Source organism: Kitasatospora sp. NBC_00315 (assembly GCF_041435095.1).
Taxonomy (GTDB): Bacteria; Actinomycetota; Actinomycetes; order Streptomycetales; family Streptomycetaceae; genus Kitasatospora.
In genome coordinates, this window is the sequence record NZ_CP108025.1 from 7,497,822 (window position 1) to 7,516,031 (window position 18,210).

General features: G+C 72.5%; 2 protein-coding genes. Both read right to left on the reverse strand.

The features are described from left to right. Position 1 precedes the first annotated feature (1 nt). Complete coding sequence (locus OG823_RS31255; protein WP_371483528.1) at positions 2-11,110, reverse strand: type I polyketide synthase; 11,109 nt, start codon at positions 11,108-11,110, stop codon at positions 2-4. Continuing rightward, positions 11,100-18,179, reverse strand: coding sequence for an SDR family NAD(P)-dependent oxidoreductase (locus OG823_RS31260; protein WP_371483529.1), 7,080 nt, complete (start codon positions 18,177-18,179; stop codon positions 11,100-11,102). The genes OG823_RS31255 and OG823_RS31260 overlap by 11 nt, the downstream gene beginning before the upstream one ends. Between the last annotated feature and the right edge of the window lie 31 nt (positions 18,180-18,210).

The window sequence follows — 18,210 nt, forward strand, 5'->3', positions numbered from 1 at the left end:
TTCAGGAGAGACCGAGGTCCCGGTCGATGAAGGCGAGCAGCTCGTCCGGGGTGGCCGACGCGAACCTGTGGTCGTCGTCCATCTCTTCGGAGGCGGGCTGTCGGGAGCCGCTCCACTTGAGCATCAGCGACTGCAACCGCCGGGTGACCCGCTCACAGGCGGTGTCGTCCCGGTTCAGCGCGGTGAGTGCGGACTCCAGCTTGTCGAGCTCGGCCAGTACCGGGTCGACGCCCATGTCGGCGGGGGCCAGCAGCCTGGTGGTGAGGTGGTGGGTGAGGGTGGTGGCGGTGGGGTGGTCGAAGGCGATGGTGGTGGGTAGGCGTAGGCCGGTGGTGTGGGTGAGGTGGTTGCGTAGTTCGACGGCGGTGAGGGAGTCGAAGCCGAGGTCGCGGAAGGTGTGGTCGGGGTCGATGGTGTGGGGGGTGGGGTGGCCGAGGACGGTGGCGATGTGGGTGCGGACGAGGGTGAGGAGGGTTTCGTGTCGCTGGTCGGGGGTGAGGGCGGCGAGGCGGGCGGGCAGGTCGGTGGCGGGTGTCGTGTTCGGGTGGCGGCGGTGGCCCGTGCGGGTGGTGGGGGTGAGGTGGCTGAGGAGGGGTGGGGTGGGGTGGGTGGGGTGGAGGTCGGCGGGCAGCAGGGCGGGGCGGCCGGTGGTCAGGGCGGTGTCGAGGAGGGTGAGGGCGTCGGGGGTGGTGAGGGGGCGTAGTCCGGAGCGGGTGATGCGGTGGTGGTCGCCGGTGTCGAGGTGGCCGGTCATGCCGCTGGTCTGTGCCCAGAGTCCCCAGGCGAGGGAGAGGGCGGGCAGGCCGTGGGTGTGGCGTTGGTGGGCGAGGGCGTCGAGGGCTGCGTTGGCGGCGGCGTAGTTGCCCTGGCCGGGTGAGCCGAGGACGCCGGCGGCGGAGGAGAACAGCACGAACGCGGACAGGTCCATGTGGCGGGTCAGCTCGTCCAGGTGTCGCGCGGCCTCCCATTTCGGTGCCAGGACCGCCCGCAGCCGTGCTTCGTCGAGGCCGGTGATGGTCGCGTCGTCCAGGACGCCGGCGGTGTGCACCACCGCGGTGAGCGGCCGGTCCGCGGGGATGCCGGCGAGCAGTTCGGCCAGCTGCCCGCGGTCGGCGACGTCACACGCGGTGAGCGTCACCTTGGCGCCCAGGGCGGCGAGTTCGGCCATCAGCTCCTCGGCGCCCGGCGCCTGCGGCCCGCGCCGGGAGGCCAGGAGGAGGTGCCGCACTCCGTGCGAGGCGGCCAGGTGGCGGGCGACGGCCGCACCGAGGGTACCCGTACCGCCGGTCACCAGGACCGTCGCGTCCGGGTCCAGGGGGGTGGGCAGGGTGAGGACGTTCTTGCCGACGTGACGGCCGCACTGCATCGCTCGCAGCGTCTCGCGCACCTGGCGCACGTCCCACGCGGTCACCGGCAGTGGTTGCAGTACGCCGCGGTGGAACAGGTCCACGATCGTGCGCAGGATCTGTCCCACCCGTTCGGCGCCGACGTCCATCAGGTCATACGCCCGGTAGGACCGCCCCGGGAACTGCCGCTCCACCTGCAGTGTGTCGCGGATGTCGGTCTTGCCGAGCTCCAGGAACCGGCCTCCCTGCTCGGTGCACAGACGCAGGGAGGCGTCGACGAAGGGTCCGGTCAGGCAGTTCAGGACCACGTCCATTCCCAGCCCGTCACTGGCCTGGCGCAACTGCTTCTCGAAGTCCGGGGTGCGGCTGGAGGCGATCCGCTCCGCGGGGATGCCGAGCGCGTGCAGGTGCGGCCACTTGGCCTGGCTCGCGGTGGCGAAGACCTCCGCCCCCAGGTGGCGGGCCAGTTGCACCGCGGCCATCCCCACACCGCCGGCCGCGGCGTGGATGAGCACCCGCTCACCGGGCCGCACGCCCGCCAGATCGACCAGACCCAGGTAGGCGGTCGCGAACACCACCGGCACCGACGCCGCCTGCGCGAACGACCACCCCCGCGGCACCCGCGCCAACACCGCGGCCTGCGCGACCACCACCGGCGCGAACGCCTCCCCGAACACCCCGAACACCCGATCCCCCACCACCAGACCCTCCACCCCCGGCCCGACCTCCACCACCACCCCCGCACCCTCGTTGCCCATTCCGGTGAGTCCCGGTCCCAGGCCGAGGGCGACGAGCACATCGCGGAAGTTCACCCCCGCCGCCCGCAACGCGACCCGCACCTGACCCGGCCCGAGAACAGCCGCGCCGGCATCGGAAGCGACCGGCACAACGTCGTCCAACGTCCCCGAGCCGTCGCAGCCCAGCCGCCACCCCGTACCAGCGGGCAGCACCAGTCCCGTGCCCGTCACCGCTGTCGGTACGAGGCGTGGGATGTGGATGGTGGCGTTGCGGAGGGCGGTTTGTGGTTCGCCGGTTGCGAGGGCTGTGGTGATGTCGGTGTGGTGGGGGTGGGGCTGGTTGGTGTCGAGGAGGTGGAAGTGGTCGGGGTGTTCGGTTTGGGCGGTGCGGACGAGGCCCCATACGGCTGCGTGGGCGGGGTCGGTGGTGGTTTGGGTGGGGGTGGTGGTGGCGTTTTGGGTGGTGATGACGAGGCGGGTGTGGGGTGGGTGGTCTTGGGTGAGCCAGGTTTGCAGGGTGTGGAGGGCGGCGTGTGTCACGTCGGTGATGTCGCCGGGTGGGCATTGCCATAGCTGGTAGTCGAGCACCGGGTGGTCGGGTGTGGGGTGGGTGGGGTGTGGTGGGGCGGGGATCCAGTGCAGTTCGAGGAGGGTGCCGTGGGTGGGGGTGCCGTGGGTGGGGGTGGGGAGGGGGCGCAGGGTGAGGGTGTTGAGGGTGAGGACGGGGGTGCCGGTTTCGTCGGTGGCGTGGAGGGTGAGGGTGGTGGCGTTGTGGTCGGTGGGGGTGAGGTGGATGCGCAGGGTGGTGGTGGTGTGGGTGTGGAGGTCGGTGTGGGTGAAGGTGTGCGGTAGTAGAGCGGGGTGGGGGTGGTCGTGGGGGGTGTCGTGGTCGTGGGTGTTGTGGTGGGGGGTGTTGTGGTGGGGGGTGAGGAGGGCGACGGTTTGGATGGCGGCGTCGAGGAGTGCGGGGTGGAGGGCGAAGCCGTGGGTGTTGTGGTGGGGGGTGTGGTGGGGGAGGTGGACTTCGGCGAGGATGCCGTCGGTGTGGTGCCAGGCGGTGGTGAGTCCTTGGAAGAGGGGGCCGTAGTTGAATCCGTTGTGGGTGAGGTGGTCGTAGAGCTGGTCGAGGTTGATGGGTTGTGCGTCGGGTGGTGGCCAGGGGCCGGTGAGGGTCTCGTCGGCGGGCGGGGTGGTGTTGGTGGGTGGGCTGAGGAGACCGTCGGCGTGGCGGGTCCATGCGTCGTGGTGGGCGGGGCGGCTGTGGATGGTGATGGTGCGCTGGCCGGCCTCGTTGGTGGATGAGAGCGCTACCTGGATGGTGGTGTGGCCGGTGTCGGGGATGACGAGGGGGGTGTGGAGGGTGAGTTCGTCGACGTGGGGGCAGTTGGTGTGTCGGCCGGCGTGGAGGGCGAGTTCGAGCATGGCGGCGCCGGGGAGCAGGACGGTGTCGGCGATGGTGTGGTCGGCGAGCCAGGGGTGGCTCTGGAGGGAGAGCCGGCCGGTGAGGATGAGGCCGTCGCCGTCGGCGAGTTCCACTGCGGCGGACAGGAGGGGGTGGTCGGGGGTGTCGAGGCCGGCGGCCGTCACTCCGGCGGTGTTGGTGGGGGTTTTGAGCCAGTAGTGGGTGCGTTGGAAGGGGTAGGTGGGGAGGTCGGTGCCGGTGCCGGTGCCGGTGCCGGTGGTGCCGGTGGTGTGGTGGTGGTGGGTGTGCCAGGGGGTGGGGGTGTGGGCGAGGGCGGTGAGGAGGTGGTGGGTGGGGTTGTGGTGGTGGGGGTGGAGGAGGGCGGTGGCGGTGGGGGTGTGGTGGGGGAGGTTGTGGTGGGTGAGGGTGGTGAGGGTGTGGTCGGGGCCGAGTTCGATGTAGGTGGTGACGTTGTTGGTGTGGAGGGTTTGGGTGGTGTTGGCGTAGTGGACGGGGTTGCGGGCTTGGTGGGTCCAGTACTGGTGGGTGGTGGGGTCGCCGGGGGTTGCGGTGATGAGGGGGGTGTGGGGTTGGTGGAGGGTGAGTTCGCTTGCGGCGGTGTGGAGTTGGTCGAGGATGGTGTCGGTGTGTGGGGAGTGGAAGGCTTTGGTGCTATGTAGGGGTTTGGTGGTGATGCCTTGGGTGTGGCAGAGGGTGGTGAGGTGGTTGATGGTGTCGGTGTCGCCGCTGATGACGATGGAGGTGGGTGTGTTGATGGCGGCGATGGAGATTTTGTCGTCCAGGCCGTTCAGGAGGGGGGTGATTCGGTCTTGGGTGGTGTGGAGGGTGGTCATGGTGCCGGGGGGCATGGTGTGCATGAGGTGGGCGCGGGTGGCGATGAAGCGGGTGGTGTCGGGGAGGGTGAGGATTCCGGCGAGGTGGGCTGCGGTGACTTCTCCGAGTGAGTGTCCGGCGAGGTAGTGGGGGGTGATGTGGTAGGTGTCGGTGAGCAGTCGGTGCAGGGCGACTTGGAGGGCGAACAGTGCGGGTTGGGCGTAGAGCGTCTGGGCGAGTAGCCCGTCACCGTCACCGTTGTCGGTGTTGAGGAGGAGGTCGCGCAGGGGTGCGTCGAGGTGGGGTTCGAAGTGTGCGCAGACTTCGTCCAGGGCGGTGGCGAAGGTGGGGTAGGCCTGGTAGAGGCCGTGGGCCATGCCGGGGTATTGGGTGCCCTGGCCGGAGCAGAGGAACGCGGTCTTTCCATGTGTCCCGCGGGCCGGCGCGATGACGAGGGAGGGGTGGGGTTGTCCGGTGGTGAGGGCGGTGAGGGCGTTCAGGGCCTGATCGCGGTCGGTGGCGATGACGGTGGCGCGGTGTTCGAAGACCGCGCGGCCCGACGCGAGAGTCGCGCCGACATCGGCGGGGTCGAGGTCGGGGTGGGCGGTGACGTGGGTGTGCAGGGCGGTGGCCTGGGCGTGCAGCGCGGCCTGCGACTTGCCCGAGAGCACCCACACCGACGGCAGCCCCGAAGCCCCCGACCCCGCCGGCTCGACGGCCTTCGGTTCGGGTGCCTCCTCCAGGATCACGTGCGCGTTCGTCCCGCTCACGCCGAACGAGGACACCCCTGCCCGGCGCACGTGATCAGCTTCCGGGGCCCACGGTCGGGCCTCCGTCAGCAGCCGCACATTCCCCGACGCCCAGTCGACGTGCGACGACGGCTCGTCCACATGCAACGTCCGCGGCAACACGCCGTGACGCAGCGCCATCACCATCTTGATGAGGCCGGCCATGCCGGCCGCGGCCTGGGTGTGGCCGATGTTGGACTTCACTGAGCCGAGCCACAACGGCTTTTCCTGGGAGCGGTCTTGGCCGTATGTGGTGAGGAGGGCGTGGGCTTCGATGGGGTCGCCCAGTTTCGTCCCCGTGCCGTGGGCTTCTACCGCGTCGACGTCCGCAGCTGTCAACCCGGCACTGGTGAGGGCCTGGCGGATGACCCGTTGCTGGGACGGCCCGTTGGGTGCGGTGAGACCGTTGGAGGCGCCGTCCTGGTTCACCGCGCTGCCGCGCATCACCGCCAGTACCCGGTGACCGTTGCGCCTGGCGTCGGAGAGTCGTTCGACGAGGAGGGTGCCGGCCCCTTCGCTCCAGCTGGTGCCGTCGGCCGCGGAGGCGAAGGGCTTGCACCGTCCGTCGGGGGCGAGGCCGCGTTGGCGGGAGAACTCGGTGAAGACGCGTGGTGTGGCCATGATGCTGACGCCGCTCGCGAGTGCCATGGTGCACTCGCCGGCGCGTAGGGCCTGGGCTGCCAGGTGCAGGGCGACCAGGGAGGACGAGCAGGCCGTGTCGACGGTCACCGCCGGGCCTTCGAGGCCGAGGGTGTAGGAGACACGGCCGGAGACGACGCTGCCTGCGGTGCCGGTGAGGGTGTAGCCCTCGCTGTCGTCCGGCGTCTTGTGGGTGTGGCCGGCGTAGTCGTGTCCGTTGATGCCGGTGAAGACGCCGGTGGAGGTGCCGTGGAGGGTCTGGGGGTTGATGCCGGCGTGTTCGACGGCTTCCCAGGCGGCTTCGAGCAGGAGCCGCTGCTGCGGGTCCATCGCCAGCGCCTCACGCGGCGAGATCCCGAAGAATCCCGCGTCGAACTCTCCGGCCTCGTACAGGAATCCGCCGTGCCTCGTGTAGGAGGTGCCCGGGTGATCCGGGTCGGAATGGAAGAGGCTCTCCAGGTCCCAGCCCCGGTCGGCGGGGAACTCCCCGATCGCGTCGCCACCGGAGGCGAGGAGCTGCCAGAGATCCTCGGGTGACGTGACTCCGCCGGGGAAGCGACAGGCCATGCCGACGATCGCGATCGGCTCGTCGGCCTCGCTGCGAGGTGCCGGTACCGGCGCGTCGACGGAGTCCGAGCGCGTGCCCGTCAGCTCGGCCTGCAGGAAGGCGGCGAGCCTGGACGGGGTGGGGTGGTCGAAGACCAGCGAGACGGGCAGGTGGAGGCCGGTCTCCTTGCCGATCCGATTGCGGAGGTCGACGGCGGTGAGCGAGTCGAAGCCGAGCGCGCGGAAGGCCTGGTCGGGCGCGAGCGCACCGGGGTTCGCGTGCCGGAGTACCGCCGCCGCGTGCGACCGCACCAGGTCGAGCAGAGCCGCCCGCTGGTCGGAGGCGGACTGTTGGCGGAGCGTGCCGCGGAGGTCGACCGTCGTGGGCCGGGCCTTGGTACTGGCGGTGCGTCCACCGGTGGTCGAGGCGATGAGGTCATGGACGACAGGGGTGTCCTCGATTGTCGTCCAGTCGATGTCGGCGATCACCACGCCCGGTCGCTTGCTGGCGATGGCCCGGACGGCCGCGGCGGCGGCGAGCCTGGGGGGCATCGCGCGGAAGCCCCGGCGGCCGAGGTTCGCGCGGGCCCGGTCCGAGTCGGCGAGTCCTTTTCCTTGCCAGGTGCCCCAGTTGATGGTGGTGGCGGGGAGGCCGTGGGTGTGGCGGTGGTGGGCGAGGGCGTCGAGGTGGGCGTTGGCGGCGGCGTAGTTGGCTTGGCCGGGGGCGCCGAGGGTGGAGGCGGCTGAGGAGTAGAGGACGAAGTGGGTGAGGGGGAGGTGTTGGGTGTGGTGGTGGAGGAGTTGGGCGGTGTGGGCTTTGGCTTGGAGGACGTTGTTGAGTTGGGTGGGGGTGAGGTTGGTGAGGGTGGCGTCGTCGAGGGTTCCGGTGGTGTGGATGAGGGTGGTGAGGGGGTGGTGGGTGGGGATTTGGTTGAGGAGGTTGGTGATGTGGTGGGGGTTGGTGAGGTCGCAGGTGGTGATGGTGGTGGTGGTGCCGAGTTGGGTGAGGTGGTGTTGGAGTTGGGTGGTTTTGGGGTGGTTGGGGTTGGTGCGGGTGGTGAGGTGGATGTGGTGGTGGCCGTTTTTGGCGAGGTGGGTGGCGAGGTGGTGGGTGAGGGCTCCGGTGGCGCCGGTGATGAGGGTGGTGCCGTGGGGGTTGGGGGGTGTGGTGGGGGTGGGGGTGAGGGTGGTGGGGGTGAGGTGGCGGGTGTGGGTGGTGTTGTGGCGGATGGTGGTGTTGTGGTGGGGGTGGGGGTGGGTGATGGTGGTGATGAGTTGGGTGAGGGTGGTGGGGGTGGGGGTGTGGGGGAGGTCGATGTGGCCTCCGGTGTGGGTGGGGTGTTCGTGGTGGGTGGTGCGGGCGAGTCCGATGGTTTGGGCTTGGGTGGGGTGGGTGAGTGGGTCGGTGGGGTGGGTGGTGGTGGCTTGGGTGGTGAGGTACCAGAGGGGGGTGGGGGGTTGGGTTTGGGTGTGGGTTTGGGTGAGGGTGAGGTTGTGGTGGGTGCCGGTGGGGGTGTGGGGGTGGTGGGGGTGGGGTGTTTCGTCGAGGGCGAGGAGGGTGAGGACGGCGGTGATGGGGGTGGGGGTGTTGTGGTGGGCTTGGTGGTAGGCGTGGTGGGTGTTGGTGGTGGGGGTGAGTGGGAGGGGGATGGGGGTGATGTTGTGGTGGGGGAGGTTGGTGAGGAGGTTGGTGATGTGGGGGTGGTTGGTGTGGGTGTGGGGGTAGGCGATGAGCCAGGTGGTGGGGGTGGTGGGTTGGGTGGTGGGGAGGTGGAGGGGTTTCCAGGTTTCTTGGTAGGTCCAGGTGTTGATGTGTGCGTCGTCGCGTTGGCGTTGGTGCCAGGTGGAGAGCGCGGGCAGGACGTCGTTCAGTGTCGCGGACGGTGGTAGATCCAGCGTCGCGGAAACACTCGCCAAGTCCTCGGAGGCCACCGCCTGCCAGAACTCCGTCTCAGGAGGCGATAGTTCGGCGGAACCGGCACTCCTTGCCGCTCCGTGGGCCGCATCCCGCGGACCGTCGGTGGACGGACGCAAGGCCTCCCGCCAGTAGTGCTCGCGTTGGAAGGCGTACGTCGGGAGGTCCACGTGTCGTGGCGTGTGCCCGAGTCCGTCGTAGTGGTGGCGCCAGACCTCGGTGCCGGCGGATCCGTTCACGTGCAGATGGGCGAGGGAGGTGAGGAAGCGGGTGGTGTCGTGGTCGTGGCGGCGGAGGGTGCCGATGGCGGTGAGGTCGTGGTGGTGGTGGTCTTCGATGGCGGGGGTGAGGGTGGGGTGGGGGCTGGTCTCGATGAACGTGCGGTGGCCGGCGGCTGCGAGGGTGGTGATGGCTTGGGTGAAGCGGACGGGCCGGCGCAGGTTGCGGTACCAGTAGCCGGCGTCGAGGGTGGTGGTGTCGAGCCAGGCGTCGTCGACGGTGGAGTAGAACGGCACTGTCGATGCGACGGGCGTGATGTCGCCGAGGGTGTTGAGGAGTTCGCGTTCGACGGTTTCGGTGTGCGGGCAGTGGGAGGCGTAGTCGACGGGCACGCGTCGTGCGCGGGTGTCGGTGCCGGCGTGGTGCGCGAGGAGCTCGTCCAGCGCGTCGGTGTCACCGGAGACGGTGGTGGCCTGGGGGCCGTTGAACGCCGCCACCCACAGTCGCCCCGCCCACCGCGCATCGATCAGGGCTTGTACGGTGTCGGCGGGTTGGGCGATGGAGGCCATGGCGCCTCGGCCGCGCAGCATCGCCAGGGCACGTGAGCGCAGGGCGACGACCTTGGCGGCGTCGTCCAGGCTGAGCGCCCCGCAGACGTGGGCGGCGGCGATCTCGCCCTGCGAGTGCCCGAGCACCGCGTCCGGCTCGATACCGTAGGAGCGCCACAGGGCGGCCAGCGACACCATCACGGAGAACAGCACCGGCTGGACGATGTCGGCCTGTTCCCAGGCGGGGTCCTCCGCGTCGCGGTGCAGCATGTCCGTCAGCGACCAGGTCACCCACGGCGCCAGGGCCTTCTCACACGCCGCGATCCGCTCCGCGAACACCGGCGAGGTACGCAGCAGATCCAGACCCATACCCGCCCACTGCCCACCCTGACCGGGGAACACGAACACCACAGCCCCGCTGTCACCTTGGGTGTCCGCCCGGCCCTCGGTCAGACACGGATGGGGGTCGCCGGCGGCCAGCGCCTCCAGCGCCCGCAGGAACCCCGGACGATCCGGGGCGACGACCACCGCCCGATGCGTCAGCGCCGCCCGCCCCCGGGCCAGTCCCGCACCGATGTCGGCGAGTTCGACAGCCTCCGTGTCGTCCCCGGTCGTCTCCCCGGCCCGAACGAAGCGGGCCAGTACCGCCGCCTGTGCCCGCAGCCCGGCCTCGGACCGTCCGGATACCACCCACGGCAAGGCCGACGGGACCGGCAGCGGCAGTTCACCGTCCGCCTCCGGTTCCTCGCCGTCCGCCTCTTCCAGGATCACGTGGGCGTTGGTCCCACTCACGCCGAATGAGGAGACCCCGGCCCGCCGTGGTTCGCCGGCCTCCACCGCCGGCCACTCCACGGCGTCCGTCAGCAGCCTTACGGCGCCCGCCGCCCAGTCCACCTGCGGGGACGGCTCGTCCACGTGCAACGTCCGCGGCAACGACCCGTGCCGCAACGCCATCACCATCTTGATCACCCCGCCCACTCCGGCGGCGGCCTGGGTATGGCCGATGTTGGACTTCACCGACCCGAGCCACAAGGGCCGTTCCTCGGAGCGGTCTTGGCCGTAGGTGGCGAGGAGGGCGTGCGCCTCGATCGGGTCGCCCAGCCGTGTTCCCGTGCCGTGGCCCTCGACCACGTCGACGTCCGTCGGCGACAGGCCGGCGCTCGCCAGGGCGTCGCGGATCACCCGCTCCTGCGCGGGGCCGTTGGGGGCGGTGAGACCGTTCGAGGCGCCGTCCTGGTTCACCGCGCTCCCCCGCACCACGGCCAGCACCCGGTGCCCCAACCGCCTTGCGTCCGCGAGGCGTTCGACCAGCAGCAGGCCGGCGCCCTCGGCGAACCCGGTGCCGTCGGCCGCCGCCGCGTAGGCCTTGCACCGGCCGTCCGCCGACAGACCGCGCTGTCGCGCGAACTGGACGAACAGGCGCGGGGTGGCCATCACGGACACGCCACCGGCCAGGGCGAGGTCGCACTCGCCCGCGCGCAGGGCCTGGCAGGCGAGGTGCAGCGCGACCAGGGAGGAGGAGCAGGCGGTGTCGACGGTGATCGCCGCGCCTTCGAGGCCGAGGCTGTAGGCGATGCGGCCGGACGCGATGCTGGCGGCTCCGCCGTCGCCGACGTAGCCCTCCAGTTCCGGGTCGTCGCCGTGATCGGTGGCGTAGTCGTGGTACATCACGCCCGTGAAGATGCCGACCCGGGAGCCGTGGGCCGAGGACGGGTCGATCCCGGCGCGTTCGAAGGCCTCCCAGGAGGTCTCCAGCAGGATTCGCTGCTGGGGGTCCGTCGCCAGCGCCTCGCGCGGTGAGATCCCGAAGAAGCCGGCGTCGAACTCCCCCGCGTCGTGGAGGAAACCGCCGTGCCGGGTGTACGACGTCCCGGGCTGCTCGGGGTCGGGGTCGTAGAGGGCGTCCAGGTCCCAGCCGCGGTCGGTGGGGAAGGGCCCGATCGCATCCCCGCCGGACGCGACGAGGTCCCACAGGTCCTCCGGTGTCCGCACCCCGCCCGGGAAGCGACAGGCCATCCCCACGACGGCGATCGGCTCCCGGCTCGCCGCCTCCAGCTCGGTGACGCGCTCGCGTGAGCGGTGCAGGTCGGCGGTGACCCACTTGAGGTAGTCGAGGAGCTCGTCGTCATTCTCCACGAGGGGTCGCCTTGCCTTTCGGGTCGGGGGTGCGCTGGTCGAGGGGGGAGCGGGACGAGGGCGGGGAGTCGCGCCGGGGTTCGCGGCCGAGTTCGCGATCGATGAAGGCGAAGAGCTCGTCGCGCGAGGCGCCGGCGAGTCTCTCGGTGGTCCCGCGGCCGGTGGTCCCGTGACCGTCGGCGTCGTGATCGTCGGCCGCCGGGTGGGACCGCCCCGGTTCCGGCGCCCGATCGGCACGCGCCGGGGCCGGGGCGGGCACCGAGGCCGCGAGCGCCAGCAGGCGCGCCGCCACTCCGGCCGCCGCCAACTCCTGGACGGGAACGCCGTTCATCGCGGCCTCCAGCCTTTCGAGCGCGGTGAGTGCCGACGAGACCGCCGCGGGCCGGGGAAGGTCCGTGGGTGCGGGGCCGGGCGAGCATCGGTCGACGAGGTGCCGCGCGAGGGCCGAGGGCGTGGGGTGGTCGAAGACCAGGGTGGCCGGCAGGCGCACGCCGGCCGCCGCGTTGAGCTGGTTGCGGAGCTCGACGGCCATCAGCGAGTCGAAGCCGAGGTCACGGAAGCTGCGCTCGCCGTCCACCGCCTCCGGGCCGGCCGCACCCAGGACCCGCGCCACGTGCAGGCGGACGAGCCGGGAGACGGTGGTGGTCCGCTTCCGCCCGTCCAGACCGGCCAGCGTCTCGCTCAGGGGCGCGCTCCGGCGGCCGGGTCCGGTCCGTCGGCCGGCCTCGGACACCCCGGGGGTGTGGAGGAGGCGGCGCAGAACGGGCGGGGCGTCGGAGGTCCGGCGCAGCGCCGGCAGGTCGAGGCGGGCCGGCACCAGGACGGCGCGGTCCAGGGCGAGGGCTGTGTCGAAAAGGGTCAGACCGGTGTCGGAGGGGAGCGGGGTCAGGCCGTTGCGGGCCATCCGCCGCAGGTCGACGGAACCGAGGTGCCCGGTCAGGCCACCGGTCTGCTCCCAGAGGCCCCAGGCCAGGGAGGTGGCCGGGAGGCCTCGGGCGCGACGATGACCGGCGAGCGCGTCGAGGAAGGCGTTCGCGGCGGCGTAGTTGGCCTGCCCGGGCGTGCCGAGGGTGGCGGCGGCGGATGAGAAGAGGACGAACGCGGCGAGCGGCAGGTCGCGGGTGAGGTCGTGGAGGTGGAGTGCGGCGTCGGCCTTGGCCCGGAGGACGTGGCCGAGCCGCTCGGGGGTGAGCGAGGCGAGCACTCCGTCGTCCAGCACGCCGGCGGTGTGCAGCACGGCGGTCAGCGGGTGCTCGGCCGGGACGGTCGCGAGGACGGCGGAGAGCGCCGCGCGGTCGCCGGCGTCGCAAGCCGTGACGGTGACGGAGGCGCCGAGGGAGGCGAGTCGGTCCCGCAGTTCGGCGGCGCCGGGGGCGGCAGGGCCGCCGCGGCTGACGAGGAGCAGCCGCCGCACGCCGTGCGCGGTGACGAGGTGCCGGGCGAACAGCCCACCGAGGCTGCCGGTTCCACCGGTGACGAGGACGGTTCCGGCCGGGTCCCACACCGGCGGCCGGCCGGTGGCAGCGGTGGAGCGGACGAGTCGGGGAATCCTCAGCTCGCCTCCCCGGAGGGCGAGTTGCGGCTCTCCGGAGGCCAGTGCCCGCTCCACCAGGTGGCCGGGGAACGGACCGTCGCCGCCCGCACCGTCGAGGTCCAGCAGTACGAGCCGCCCGGGGTGCTCGCTCTGCGCGGAGCGCACCAGCCCCCAGAGCGCCGCCGTGACGGGGTCGGTGACCGGTTCGTCCGGGGTGCAGCCCACCGCGCCCCGCGTCAGCAGGATGAGCCTGGTCTCGGTCAGGCCGTCCTCGCCGAGCCAGGCCCGGACGAGGTCGAGTCCGCGTCGGCAGGTCTCGTGCAGGTTGGCCACGTCGAGGGGCCGGCCCTCGCCGCCGACGGGGACCAGGACGGCCGCGGGGGCGGACGTGCCCCCGGTGACCGCCTGCGCGAGGGCCGCGACGGTCGGGTACGGACGGTAGGGCGGCTGCGTGGCCCCCAGGACGGCGATGGCCTCCGCATCGGGGGCGGGGGCGGTGACCGCCGGGAGCGGGAGCCAGTCGAGCCGGAACAGCGCATCGCGCGAGCTTGTCGCGGAGCGGGCCGCCGCGTGCAGGCGCTCGGTGGAGGCGGGCCGCAGTGCCAGCGCCCCCACGGAGAGGACCGGCTCCCCGGTAGCCGCCGTGGCGGTGATGGAGACGCTACCGCCCCCGGCGGGTGCGAGACGAACCCGTAGGGTGCCGGTCGCGGGGGCATGGAGCGTCACGCCGGTCCAGGAGAAGGGCAGGGGGCGGGCCGGCACGTCCTTGAGGAACCCGAGGACGAGCGGGTGCAGGGCGGCGTCCAGCAGGGCGGGGTCGACCAGGAACGCGGAGCGGTCCTCGGACAGGGCCACCTCGGCGAAGACCTCCTCCCCGCGCTGCCACACCGCGCGCAGCCCCTGGAACGACGGCCCGTACCCGAACCCGTCCTCGGCCAGCCGGGCGTAGCACCGGACCGCGTCGCCGTGCTGCCCGGGGAGTACGGGCACGGCCCCCGGCGGGGGCCAGGCGCCGGTGAGGTCGGGCAGCGGAGCGGCGGGGGTGGGCGCGCCGGTGCCGAGGACACCGACGGCGTGGTGCTGCCAGGGGTCGTCGGGGAGGGCGTTCTCGGAGCGGGAGGAGACGGTGAGCGAGCGGAGGCCGGTGTCGTCGGGTCGGGTGACGCGGACCTGGAGGTCGATCGTGCCGTCCTCGGGGAGGACCAGGGGATTCTGCAGGGTGAGTTCGCGGATCTCGCCCGACTCGGCGCAGTGGAGGGCGAGTTCGAGGAGAGCCGTGCCGGGGAGGAGGGTGATGCCGTCCACGGCGTGGTCGGCGAGCCAGGAGTGGCTGCGCAGGGAGAGGCGGCCGGTGTGGAGTCGACCGCCGCCGTCGGCGAGCTCGACGGCGGCACCGAGGAGGGGGTGGGCGGAGTCGCGCAGGCCGGCGGTGGTCACGTCTCCCTGCCCGGCGAGGGAGTCGAACCAGTAGTGCTCGCGTTGGAAGGCGTACGTCGGGAGGTCCACGTGTCGTGGCGTGTGCCCGAGTCCGTCGTAGTGGTGGCGCCAGACCTCGGTGCCGGCGGATCCGTTCACGTGCAGATGGGCGAGGGAGGTGAGGAAGCGGGTGGTGTCGTGGTCGTGGCGGCGCAGGGTGCCGATGGCGGTGAGGCCGTCGTCGTGGTCTTCGATGGCGGGGGTGAGGGTGGGGTGGGGGCTGGTCTCGATGAACGTGCGGTGCCCCTCGGCTGTGAGGGTGGTGATGGCCTGGGTGAAGCGGACGGGCCGGCGAAGGTTGCGGTACCAGTAGCCGGCGTCCAGGGTGGTGGTGTCGAGCCAGGCGTCGTCGACGGTGGAGTAGAACGGCACGGTCGATGCGACGGGCGTGATGTCGCCGAGAGTGTCGAGGAGTTCGCGTTCGACGGTCTCGGTGTGCGGGCAGTGGGAGGCGTAGTCGACGGGCACGCGCCGTGCGCGGGTGTCGGTGCCGGCGTGGTGCGCGAGGAGCTCGTCCAGCGCGTCGGTGTCACCGGAGACGGTGGTGGCCTGGGGGCCGTTGAACGCCGCCACCCACAGTCGCCCCGCCCACCGCGCATCGATCAGGGCTTGTACGGTGTCCGCGGGTTGGGCGACCGACGCCATGGCGCCGCGGCCGCGCAGCACCGCCAGGGCACGCGAGCGCAGGGCGACGACCTTGGCGGCGTCGTCCAGGCTGAGCGCCCCGCAGACATGGGCGGCGGCGATCTCGCCCTGCGAGTGCCCGAGCACCGCGTCCGGCTCCATACCGTAGGAGCGCCACAGAGCGGCCAGCGACACCATCACCGAGAACAGCACCGGCTGGACGATGTCGGCCTGCTCCCAGGCGGGGTCCTCCGCGTCGCGGTGCAGCATGTCCGTCAGCGACCAGGTCACCCACGGCGCCAGGGCCTTCTCACACGCCGCGATCCGCTCCACGAACACCGGCGAGGTACGCAGCAGATCCAGACCCATACCCGCCCACTGCCCACCCTGACCGGGGAACACGAACACCACCTGACCGTGACCGCCCCCCACGCTCCCCTGTGTGACGGACACGTGCGGCTCGCCGGCAGCCAACGCCTCCAGTGCCCCCACGAACTCCTCGCGCTGCGCGGCGACGACCACCGCCCGGTGCTCCAGCGCCGCCCGCCCCCGCGCCAACCCCGCACCCACGGACGCGATCTGGACCGCGGGGGTGGCCAGGACGAAGTCCCGCAGACCCCGCGCCTGCGCCCGCAGCGCCGCCTCCGACCGGGCCGACAACACCCACGGCACCGGGTCCCCGGCGTCCACCACGTCCACCACGAGTTCCTCGGCGGCCTCCGGCGCCTCCTCCAGGATCACGTGCGCGTTCGTCCCGCTGATGCCGAAGGACGACACCCCGGCCCGCCGCACCCGCGCCTCGTCCCGCACCCACGGCCGCGCCTGCGTCAGCAGCCGCACGTCCCCCACCGTCCAGTCGACCTGCGGCGACGGCTCATCCACGTGCAACGTCCCCGGCAGCACACCCTTCTGCAAGGCCATCACCGCCTTGATGACCCCGCCGACTCCCGCCGCCGCCATGGTGTGCCCGATGTTCGACTTGAGCGACCCGAGCCACAACGGCCGGTCCGCAGGGCGGCCCTGACCGTAGGCGGCGAGGAGTGCCTGCGCCTCGATCGGGTCGCCGAGCCTCGTCCCCGTCCCGTGCCCCTCCACCAGGTCGACATCGGTGGCCGCCAGCCCCGCGTCCGCCAGGGCGTCGTGGATCACCCGTTCCTGTGCCGACCCGTTGGGCGCCGTCAGTCCGTTGGATGCGCCGTCCTGGTTGGCCGCGCTGCCGCGCACCACCGCCAGCACCCGGTGCCCCAACCGCCGTGCGTCGGAGAGGCGTTCGACGAGCAGCAGGCCCACGCCCTCGCTCCAGCCCGTCCCGTCGGCCGCTGCCGCGTACGCCTTGCACCGGCCGTCCGTCGACAGGCCCCGCTGCTTGGAGAACTCGACGAACATGCCGGGGGTGGGCATCACTGTGACCCCGCCGGCCAGCGCCAGGTCGCACTCGCCCGCGCGCAGCGACCGGCCGGCCAGGTGCAGCGCGACCAGGGAGGAGGAGCAGGCCGTCTCGACGGACACCGCCGGGCCCTCCAGGCCGAGGGTGTACGCGATGCGGCCCGAGGCGACGCTGGGCAGCATGCCGGTGAGGACGTGGCCTTGCAGGTCGGCGGCGCCGTGGGAGGCGTCGCCCAGGCTGGGTCCGTAGCCGAGCGGCAGGAGTCCTGCGAAGACGCCCGTCCGGGACCCGCGCAGTTGCGTCGGGTCGATACCGGCGCGTTCGACGGCCTCCCAGGCGTTCTCCAGCAGGAGCCGCTGCTGCGGGTCCATCGCCAGTGCCTCCCGCGGCGAGATCCCGAAGAAGCCGGCGTCGAACTCGCCTGCGTCGTGCAGGAATCCGCCGTGTCGGGTGTAGGAGGTGCCCGGGTGGTCGGGGTCGGGGTGGTGGAGGGCGTCCAGGTCCCAGCCGCGGTCCGCCGGGAACTCGCCGATCGCGTCCCCGCCCGACGCCACCAGCTCCCACAGCCCCTCCGGCGTGCGCACCCCTCCCGGGAAGCGGCAGGCCATCCCGATGATGGCCAGCGGTTCCCGGTCCTCACCGGCGCGGGCGGCGCCCCGCGCCGGTTCCAACGGGCCGCTGTCGTCGGCATCGCCGAGCGCCAGGCGGCGCAGCCGGGTGGCGAGCGCTGCCGGCGTCGGGTGGTCGAAGAGTGTCGCCACCGGCAGTCGTAGTCCGGTCGTTGCGCGGAGCCGGGTGATGAGGAGGACGGCGCCGGCGGAGTCGCAGCCGAGGTCGGCGAAGGTGGCGGAGGCCTTGAGCCGGTCGGCAGGCCGGCGGCCGTCGGAGACGAGGAGGGTGTCGAGCTCGGTCTGGACGAGGTCGAGCAGGAACCGCTCCTGCTGCGTGGGGGAGAGCGGGGCCAGGCGGTCGCGCAGGAGCGGGGCGCTCGCTGCTGCGTCCGAGCGGGGGGCCGTGGCGCCGCGGAGACGGCCGAGCGCCGCGCGGAACTCGGGCATCCCGCCGTGGTCCCGGCGCAGCGTGCCCGTGAGGACGGCGTCGGCGCCGCCGGGAATCTCGTCGGCGAGCTCCTGGAGGCCGAGGGTGAGGACGGGGTGGGGGCTGAGTTCGACGAAGCGCCGGTGGCCGCTCTCCAGGAGTCGCCGGGCGGCGGTCGCGAAGCGGACGGTCCTGGTGATGTTGCGATACCAGTGGGCGGCGTCCAACTCACGGGTGTCGAGCGGGCCCGCGGTGAGGGAGGAGTGGAAGGGGACGCGGGAGACACGCGGGCGGAGCGGGGCCAGGTCGGTGAGGATCCGGTTCCGGAGGGCACGCATCGCGGGGGAGTGGGCGGGGACGTCGACCGCGATCCGGCGGGCGCGGACGCCGGCCGCGGCGAGGTCGGCCTCCAGTGCGGCGACCGCCTCGACGTCTCCCGAAACCGTGGTGCTGTTGGGTCCGTTGACGGCGGCGACGGCGAGCCGGGCGCGGGCCGCGTCGCTCCCGCCGTGTCGCTCCAGGTGCGGTGCCAGGTCCTGCGGCGCGGCCGTGACCGCGAGCAGGGCGCCGGTGCCCGAGAGCGTGGCCTGGGCCTGGCTCCACCGTGCCGTCAGCCGTGCGGCGTCGTCCAGGCTCAGGGCGCCGCAGACGTGGGCGGCCGCGACCTCGCCGAGGCTGTGACCGAGGACGGCCCGCGGTACGACCCCGTGCGCGCGCCAGAGTTCGGCGAGCGACACCATGAGGGTGAACAGCGCGGGCTGGGCGACGTCGGCCCGGTCCGTGGCCGGGGCGCCGGGGGCGCCGCGCAGGACGTCCTCGACCGACCAGTCGAGGTAGGGGGCGAGCGCGGCCGCGCAGGCCCGGACGCTGTCGCGGAACACCGGCGAGGCGTCCCAGAGTTCCACTCCCATGCCGGGCCACTGCGGGCCCTGGCCGGGGAAGACGAACACCACGCCGTCCGCGTCCTCGGCGGCGGGCCCGCTTCCGTCGTACGCCTGCGCGTCGTGCACTCGTCGTCTCCTCACCGCTCGGCTCGGGTGG